The sequence below is a fragment of the Neisseria sp. P0022.S010 genome, from assembly GCF_051956635.1.
Genome location: NZ_JBQCXF010000135.1, coordinates 1 through 7,388, shown reverse-complemented (window position 1 = coordinate 7,388; position 7,388 = coordinate 1). Strand labels below are relative to the sequence as shown.

The 7,388-nt window shown below is 47.0% G+C and carries 8 protein-coding genes; 5 read left to right on the top strand and 3 right to left on the bottom strand.

The annotated features are described in order from the left end of the window. The first annotated feature begins 79 nt into the window (after positions 1–79). Together ACTHUT_RS11715 and ACTHUT_RS11710 are read left to right on the top strand one after the other, a co-directional pair. The gene (locus ACTHUT_RS11715; RefSeq protein WP_440385869.1) at positions 80–1,012 is read left to right on the top strand and encodes an electron transfer flavoprotein subunit alpha/FixB family protein; all 933 of its coding nucleotides are present in this window, start codon (positions 80–82) and stop codon (positions 1,010–1,012) included. A gap of 61 nt (positions 1,013–1,073) precedes the next feature. Further along, the gene (locus ACTHUT_RS11710; protein ID WP_440385870.1) at positions 1,074–1,685 is read left to right on the top strand and encodes an IMPACT family protein; all 612 of its coding nucleotides are present in this window, start codon (positions 1,074–1,076) and stop codon (positions 1,683–1,685) included. A gap of 54 nt (positions 1,686–1,739) precedes the next feature. Here the strand turns inward: ACTHUT_RS11710 and ACTHUT_RS11705 are convergent, their stop codons facing one another. Further along, positions 1,740–2,051, bottom strand: coding sequence for a DUF4298 domain-containing protein (locus ACTHUT_RS11705; RefSeq protein ID WP_049349195.1), 312 nt, complete (start codon positions 2,049–2,051; stop codon positions 1,740–1,742). Positions 2,052–2,190: 139 nt separating this feature from the next. Here ACTHUT_RS11705 and purD point away from each other — a divergent pair, with 139 nt between their 5' ends. Together purD and ACTHUT_RS11695 are read left to right on the top strand one after the other, a co-directional pair. Further along, positions 2,191–3,462, top strand: a complete 1,272-nt coding sequence (gene purD / locus ACTHUT_RS11700) for a phosphoribosylamine--glycine ligase (RefSeq protein WP_440385871.1) — start codon at positions 2,191–2,193, stop codon at positions 3,460–3,462. Between the two features lie 71 nt (positions 3,463–3,533). Continuing rightward, on the top strand, positions 3,534–4,103 hold the full coding sequence (locus tag ACTHUT_RS11695; RefSeq protein ID WP_440386147.1) for an L-threonylcarbamoyladenylate synthase: 570 nt from the start codon (positions 3,534–3,536) through the stop codon (positions 4,101–4,103). A gap of 333 nt (positions 4,104–4,436) precedes the next feature. On the opposite strand, the gene ACTHUT_RS11690 is transcribed toward ACTHUT_RS11695, so the two are convergent. Next, positions 4,437–4,877, bottom strand: coding sequence for a surface-adhesin E family protein (locus ACTHUT_RS11690; RefSeq protein ID WP_070837264.1), 441 nt, complete (start codon positions 4,875–4,877; stop codon positions 4,437–4,439). 210 nt (positions 4,878–5,087) lie between these two features. Between ACTHUT_RS11690 and purB the strand changes: the two genes are divergently transcribed. After that, entirely contained in the window at positions 5,088–6,458 is a 1,371-nt protein-coding gene (purB, locus tag ACTHUT_RS11685; RefSeq protein ID WP_440385872.1) for an adenylosuccinate lyase, read from the top strand. Positions 6,459–6,588: 130 nt separating this feature from the next. Here the strand turns inward: purB and msrAB are convergent. Further along, on the bottom strand, positions 6,589–7,388 hold an 800-nt coding region (gene msrAB, locus ACTHUT_RS11680), incomplete at its 5' end, for a bifunctional peptide-methionine (S)-S-oxide reductase MsrA/peptide-methionine (R)-S-oxide reductase MsrB (protein WP_440418814.1).

The following is a 7,388-nucleotide window of genomic DNA, read 5'->3' as shown; positions in this document are numbered from 1 at the left end:
GCCGGTGTGAAAGTGGCTGATGTTGCCGAGTTGGTTGAAAAGCTGAAAAACGAAGCCAAAGTGATCTAAGGAGTATGAAATGAGCGTATTGATTATTGCGGAACATAATAACCAACATTTGAATCCTGCCACTTTGCATGCGGTAACGGCTGCCGCCAAATTAGGGAATGTAGATTTATTGGTCGCCGGTAGTAATGCTGCTGCGGTGGTTGAAGAGGCAAAACAGATTGCAGGCGTAGCGAAAGTTTTGGTAGCCGATGCGCCCTATTATGCTGAAGGTTTGGCAGAAGAATTGGCGCCTTTGGTTGTTAAACTGGCTGCGGATTACCACTATGTGGCTGCGACTGCAACTGCGTTTTGTAAAAATCTTCTGCCCCGAGTAGCAGCCCTATTGGATGTACCACAAGTTTCGGATTTAACCGAAGTTGTGGATAACTCGACATTTGTCCGTCCGATTTATGCCGGTAATGCATTTGAAACCGTTCAATCCAATTCTGAAAAACTGGTGCTGACTTTCCGTGCAACAGCATTTGATGCTGCCAGACAAGGTGGTAATGCAGAAGTGGTCAATGTTGAGGCAACACCTGCTCAAAACCTGAGCCGTTTCGTAAACCGTCAACTTTCTCAGTCTGACCGCCCTGAATTGACTCAGGCAAAAGTGATTGTTTCTGGTGGCCGTGCATTGGGCAGTGCTGAAAAATTTAATGAAGTGTTGACTCCTTTGGCAGATGTTTTGGGTGCGGCGATTGGTGCGTCCCGTGCGGCAGTGGATGCCGAGTATGCGCCAAACGATGCCCAAGTGGGTCAAACCGGTAAAGTGGTTGCGCCGCAACTGTACTTCGCTATCGGTATTTCCGGTGCTATCCAACACGTTGCCGGTATGCAAGACAGTAAAGTAATTGTTGCCATCAACAAAGATGCTGATGCGCCTATTTTCAATGTGGCAGACTACGGCTTGGTTGGTGATTTGTTTGAAGTTGTGCCTCAACTGACTGAAGCACTGAAAAACTAATGTTTCACGTGAAACGTTCAGACGGCCTTTTACAACAAAGGCCGTCTGAAAATATTTCGGCATGATCACGACCTATAAAACCATTACCAAACCGACACAGGCTGAATTTAAAGATAAAGGCAGCCGCTTCATCGCATATGCCTATCCGATCCGCACGTTGGCTGATGTGAAGAAATATCTCGACCCATTAAAGGAAGAGCACCACAAAGCACGACATTGGTGTTACGCCTACCGATTGGGTGTGGATGGAATGCAGTTTCGCGCAAATGATGATGGAGAACCGTCCGGGAGTGCTGGCCGCCCTATTTTGGGGCAGATTGATTCTGTCGGTGTAACGGATGTATTGGTTGTGGTTGTGCGTTATTTTGGCGGTACGCTATTGGGCGTTCCCGGTTTGATTCATGCCTATAAGGAATCAACGGCTCAGGCACTGGCGATAGCTGAAGTTGTTGAAAAGAATGTTGAAAAAACGGTTTGGTTGAAATGTGAATATCCTGTTTTGAATGAGGTGATACGGGTTGCCAAACAATATCAGGCCGATATTGTGGAACAGGATTTGCAGCTAGATTGTAAGTTGACAGTAAAAATAGCGTTGGCCGATTATGAAGTCTGTATTGCCGCCTGGAAAAATACGCGCCAAATTGAAGTAAATACTGAGAAGCCGTTTGAATAAAAGGTCGTCTGAACATATTTGATCAATCAAAAGTTTCAGACGGCCTTTGATGTTTTAGCCTTGGTATCTGTCTAAAGCATTTACGCTTGAGCGCAAGTGTTCCCAAGCCAGTTGATGAAATTCTCCCAGTGCGTTCCATAGGGCATCTTCGCTCATAATGCTATATTCGCCCTGTGTGCGCAAATCAACATCTGCACCTTCTTCAATGGCTTGATGACACGCTTGGTATTCGTTGGTATAGAATTCATCCATGTCCTGCATGAGGCTTGCAGCATGTTTCCAGCGGGCGATATCTGCCTCCAGTTGTGGCAGTAATTCGCACCATTCGCGGTATTTGCTTTGAATTTCGTCAATACGCTTTTGCATGATTTTCCTTTCGTTGTTTGAAATTAGAGTATGGTTGTCTTGGCGCAATATTATTCTTAATTTGAAACAGCTATGCAAGATGGAACAATATTTCATCGATTGAATCTTATTTACAACATCTATTCTTCAAGGAAATGGTATGAAATTGCTCGTTATTGGTAATGGTGGACGTGAACACGCACTGGCTTGGAAATTGGCGCAGTCGTCTAAAGTAGAAACTGTCTTTGTTGCACCTGGTAATGCCGGAACGGCAATTGAACCTAAACTTCAGAATATCGCATTAACGGCGCATCAAGATTTGATTGATTTTTGCCGTAATGAAAATATTGCTTTTACTGTAGTCGGCCCTGAAGCGCCTTTGGCTGCAGGTGTGGTCAATGACTTCCGTGCTGCCGGATTGAAGATTTTTGGCCCGACTCAATACGCGGCCCAGTTGGAGAGCTCAAAGGATTTTGCTAAAGCGTTTATGGCAAAATATAACATTCCAACCGCGCAATACCAAACCTTTGAAAATGTCGATGCGGCACATGATTACGTCAACCGAAAAGGTGCGCCGATTGTTATTAAAGCGGATGGTTTGGCTGCCGGTAAGGGCGTGATTGTCGCCATGACTTTGGATGAAGCCCATGCCGCTATTGATGATATGTTGTTGGGCAACAAAATGGGTAATGCAGGCGCGCGCGTCGTGATTGAAGATTTCTTGCAAGGCGAGGAAGCAAGCTTTATCGTTATGGTGGACGGCAATCATGTGTTGCCGATGGCAACCAGTCAAGACCATAAACGCCTGTTGGATGATGACAAAGGTCCTAATACCGGCGGTATGGGTGCATACAGCCCTGCTCCGGTGGTAACGCCTGATGTGTACGAGCGCGCGATGAATGAAATTATTTTGCCGACTGTGGCCGGTATGAAAGCAGAAGGTCATGAATTTACCGGCTTTTTATATGCGGGATTGATGATTGATAAAAACGGTGCGCCTTATACCATCGAATTTAACTGCCGTTTCGGCGACCCTGAAACCCAGCCGATTATGAGCCGTTTGGATAGCGATTTGGTGGATTTGGTTGAAGCGGCAATCGACGGCAAACTGGATAGTGTTACCGCCGAATGGAATCCGCAGACTGCCGTAGGCGTGGTGTTGGCCGCACAAAACTATCCTGACTCTCCGAAAAAAGGCGATGTGATCTCCGGTTTGGATAAGGCCAATCAAATCGGTAAAGTTTTCCATGCCGGTACCGCAACGAATGAAAAAGGCGAAGTGGTAACCAACGGCGGCCGTGTGTTGTGTGTCGTCGGTTTGGGTGATGATGTTGCACAAGCTAAGAGTAAGGCTTATAAGGCATTGGAAACCATCCGTTTTGACGGTATGCAATACCGTAAAGACATTGCCGATAAAGCCATCAACCGTTAATAATGAATAGAAATAGGCCGTCTGAACACAGATTGTCCGACAATCGCAGTTTCAGACGGCCTTGGTATATGATGATGTTCCCCAGAATTTTATCGGCTGCAGCCCAACGCAGGTTGCAGGCGCATCTTAAAAAAGGCGGTTTGGTCGCCTATCCTACCGAGTCTTGCTATGGCTTGGGCTGTGTCCCTATTTTGCCTAAAGCACTCAATCAACTGATTCATCTGAAAAAACGACCGCAACACAAAGGTATGATTGTCATTGGCCATAGCTTGGAACAGTTGCAACCTTTGCTGCAAAGGCCGTCTGAAAATATCCAAACCATGCTGCATGAAGCATGGCCGGCTCCGAAAACTTTTTTATTGCCGGCCGGCAAAAAAGTATTGCCTTCGTTGCGAGGAAAAGGACGCAGTAAATTGGCTGTTAGGGTTCCGGCACACGTAGGCGCAAGGCGTTTGTGTCAGGTTTTGGAAATGCCTTTAGTCTCTACTTCATGCAATCGTGCAGGCAAACGGGCGTGCAAAACGGAAAGGGAAGTCAGAAGACAGTTTGGCAGGAAAGTATGGGTTGTAGGCGGATTGATAGGTAAGCAGAAAACGCCTAGTCAGATTATTGACGGAGAAACAGGAGCAAGGCTGCGTTAAAGAAGGGTTGTATTATCAAAGGAAAGGTATTTATTTGGAGAAGCAAATTTTTTCCAAAAGATTGGAATACCTGTGTGAAAAGCATTTAGTGCAGATCCAGTTTGATGCATAGCAGTCTAGAGGATAAATCAGTATTTTGTGAAAGAATGAAGCAAATTTTGAGCGTAAAAGAATCGCTATAATAAATTATTCTTGAATAAACAAATTTTGTGGATAAATTTGAAGATAAATTTCCATAAAAACATAAAAAGGCCGTTTGAAACTTGATATTCAAAGCATTCAGACAGCCTTTTAAATATTTAAACTGTGGATAACTTTGTGAATAAATGTGGATTACAGCTTATGTCCGCACACTGTTTCGTATTGTTTTTCAGTAATCGTGCCGCTCATGACGCTCATTGGGCGGATGCTGGTCGGCGTATAGCTTTGGTTGGAAATCACCCGGCCGTGTTCATCCATCAGTTGCAGCGCTGCCAAGCGATAGGTTTTGTTTGAGCAATGAATTTCCCAGCTGCCGATGGCCGTTTTATAGGCAGGCGTGTTGACGAAACGTTCCTCTTTCAGTTTGGAAACGGTTTTTTTATCGCGGAAAGTAACCAGTGCGCCATTTCTTTTAATGCTGCTTTTATCAATGGCCACTTTGATATTGCCTTCAGAGATGGTGCCGATGTTGGTCCAGCTGCCACCGCCGCTCGATGTGGTGGTTGTTTCACAGGCACTCAACATCAAAGCCGTAAATACGGTTGCAGCTAGGGAAAAACGTTTGATATTCATAAAACCTCATTATTTACAGAAAGTCAGCCGATATTATCCGTGAAGATGGCATATATCGTAAATCGAATTTGCAAAGTTGAACCTCTGAAAAGAATTTTATGAAAAATACGCTGAAAAGGCCGTCCGAAACCTGCTTTTCAGACGGCCTTGAAGTGTAAAATCATGTATAATTGCAAACAATTTGGTTTTCATCCCATAGGAAGATCCGACATGATTAACCCTATCGCTGCACTTTCCCCATTAGATGGCCGCTACGCCAAATCCGTTGAAGCATTGCGTCCGATTTTCTCCGAATACGGCCTGATGCGTGCGCGTGTCAAAGTTGAATTAAACTGGCTCAAAGCCCTTGCCGCCGAGCCTAAGATTGCAGAAGTTCCTGCTTTCAGCGATTTTACGCTTGCCGAAATCGACAAGGTAATCGAAAACTTCTCACTTGAAGATGCCGCCGCCGTCAAAGCCATTGAGGCGACCACCAATCACGACGTCAAAGCCATCGAATATTGGCTTAAAGAACGCTTCTCCGGCGTGCCTGAAGTGGCTGCTGCCAGCGAGTTCATCCACTTTGCCTGCACCAGCGAAGACATCAACAACCTGTCCCACGCTTTGATGCTGCAAGAAGCGCGTGAGACTGTTTTGCTGCCGAAACTGGCCGAAATCATCGAAAAACTGACCGGCATGGCGCATGAGTTGGCTGCCGTCCCTATGATGAGCCGCACGCATGGCCAGCCTGCTACACCAAGCACATTGGGTAAAGAAATCGCCAATGTCGTGTACCGCCTGCAACGCCAGTTTAAAAACCTGCAAGCGCAAGAGTTCCTCGGCAAAATTAATGGCGCAGTCGGCAACTACAATGCCCATATGGTCGCTTATCCCGATGTGGATTGGGAAACCCATTGCCGCAACTTTGTCGAAATCAGCCTCGGCCTGACCTTCAACCCTTACACCATTCAAATCGAGCCACACGACTATATGGCAGAATTCTTCCAAGCCATCAGTCGTGTCAACACGATTCTGATCGACTTCAACCGCGATGTTTGGGGCTATATTTCTTTGGGTTACTTCAAACAAAAAGTCAAAGCAGGCGAAGTCGGTTCTTCCACCATGCCGCACAAAGTCAATCCGATCGACTTTGAAAACTCCGAAGGCAACCTCGGTATGGCCAATGCCGTATTGGGCTTTTTGTCTGAAAAACTGCCGATTTCCCGTTGGCAGCGCGACCTGACCGACAGCACCGTATTGCGTAATATGGGCGTAGGCGTGGGCTATACCGTATTGGGCTTTGCCGCCCATCTGCGTGGTCTGAACAAGCTTGAGCCGAATCCTGCCGCACTTGCTGCTGATTTGGACGCTACTTGGGAGCTATTGGCCGAGCCGATTCAAACCGTAATGCGTCGTTACGGCGTAGCCAATCCTTACGAGAAGCTGAAAGACCTGACACGCGGTAAAGACGGCATTACGCCTGAAGTATTGAAACTCTTTATCGAGTCGTTGGAAATTCCGACAGGAGCCAAAGCCAAATTGCTTGAGCTGACCCCTGCGTTGTATGTGGGTAAAGCCGAAGAGCTGGCAAAACGAATTTAAAAGGCTTTTGTAGGGCATACTTTCTTAGTTATTGAGATTTTTTGATAAATAAGAAACCAACCCTCTACATCCGATAAATCAAAAAGGCCGTCTGAATTCTTTTTCAGACGGCCTTTTTCGATTCAATCCGTTATTTCACTTTGTCTTTCAATGCGCCGTAGCCGGCTGCGTCCATTTCTTCCAAAGGAATGAATTTCAAACTTGCGCCATTGATGCAATAGCGCAGGCCGCCTTTGTCTTTCGGACCGTCGGCGAAGACGTGTCCCAAGTGTGAGTCAGCGGCGTGGCTGCGCACTTCGGTGCGGCGCATGTTGTAGCTGAAATCGTCGTGTTCGGTAACAGCGGCGGCGTTAATCGGGCGGGTGAAGCTCGGCCAGCCGCAGCCGGAATCAAATTTGTCGGCGGAAGAAAACAGGGGTTCGCCGCTGACGACGTCTACATAAATGCCGGGTTTGAACAAGTGGTCGTATTCATGACTGAAGGCGTATTCGGTCGCGCTGTTTTGGGTAACTTGATATTGCTCTTCGGTCAGAAAGCGTTTGAGTTCGGCAGCGCTGGGTTTTTTATACGTTGCCGCGTCGAAGCCTTTGCCTTTCGGGGTGGCTTTGGCTTTATTCGGCAGCGGTTCGTCGGCTTTGCGGATGTCGATGTGGCAATAGCCGTTGGGGTTTTTAATAAGATAGTCCTGATGGTATTCCTCGGCGTCGTAGAAGTTTTGCAGCGGCTCGTTTTCGACGACGAGGGGCTGTTGGTATTTTTGCTGCTCGCGCTTGAGGGCGGCGGCGATGACGGCTTTTTCGGCAGGGTCGGTGTAGTACACGCCGCTGCGGTATTGCGTGCCGGTGTCGTTGCCTTGTTTGTTGAGGCTGGTCGGGTCAACGACGCGGAAATAGTATTGCAGGATGTCGTCGAGGCTGAGTTTGTCGGCAT